This window comes from Saccharomonospora iraqiensis subsp. paurometabolica YIM 90007, assembly GCF_000231035.2.
In the GTDB taxonomy this organism is placed as follows: domain Bacteria; phylum Actinomycetota; class Actinomycetes; order Mycobacteriales; family Pseudonocardiaceae; genus Saccharomonospora; species Saccharomonospora paurometabolica.
In genome coordinates this window covers 321,524-322,366 of the sequence record NZ_KI912258.1, presented here as the reverse complement: position 1 = coordinate 322,366, position 843 = coordinate 321,524, and the positions used below count along the sequence as shown (strand labels likewise).

Here is an 843-nt window from a genome sequence, read left to right as displayed (position 1 = left end):
CGACGGGGTCGCCGGGGCCGCCTGGCTGGCCGCGCTGGAGGCTTTCGGCCCGGACGCGGCCCGTCCGCGCCGCGTACCGTAGGAAGTGGCCCCCGGACCTCCCCCTCGCCGGGGGCCTCCGCTCAGCGATGCGTCCGCGGCGGCGACGGGTGTTCCGTATGCCCGCCCGTCGCGTCGTCCTCCTCGGCGTCCGCGTTCCGGGGGCCGTCCTCGGGAACCGGCGTGCGGGGGCGGCGCAGTCCGGGGTGATCGTGCGGCAGCGTCGCGTGCACGACGGCACCACTGGCGGCCAGGGTCGCCGCGACCAGCGGCCAGGACAGCAGCACCCGCGCGGTGCCCAGGGCCACGACCTCCCCGGCCAGCCACAACGCCCCGAACACCGCCACCCGCAGCAGGTACTGGCCGACCCACACCCAGCTCGCCCGCGAGTAGGCGCGCAGCAGGTCCCGGTCGCGCCGCCAGCGCATCCGCTGTCCCAGCACGGCGCCGACCACGACACCCAGCAGCGGTCGGCGCACCAGGATGCTCACCGCCCACACGAGTGCGCTGGCCACGTTGGCCAGCAACTGGGGCAGGAAGAAGTCCTCCGGATCCCCGGTGCGCACCGCGATCAGCGCGGCGACGGTGACTCCCGCGAGGCTCAGCAGTACCGCACGCACCTTCTCCCGGCGCACCAGCCGGACCGCGCCGACGAGCACGCTCACCCCGACCGCCGCGGCGGCTCCCCAGCCGATCGACGACCCGGTCAGCGACCACGCGAGGACGAACGCCACCGGAGGCAGGGTCGCGTCGACCGCCCCGCGGCGTCCGCCGAGCAGGTCGGACAGCGACTCCCGCCGGGGC

Annotated in this window: 1 protein-coding gene; it reads right to left on the bottom strand. The window is 76.5% G+C overall.

The genetic code is table 11. The annotated features are described in order from the left end of the window. Positions 1–122: 122 nt before the first annotated feature. The coding region (locus tag SACPADRAFT_RS29020) for a DUF3159 domain-containing protein (RefSeq protein ID WP_007027805.1) at positions 123–843 on the bottom strand (721 nt) is incomplete at its 5' end.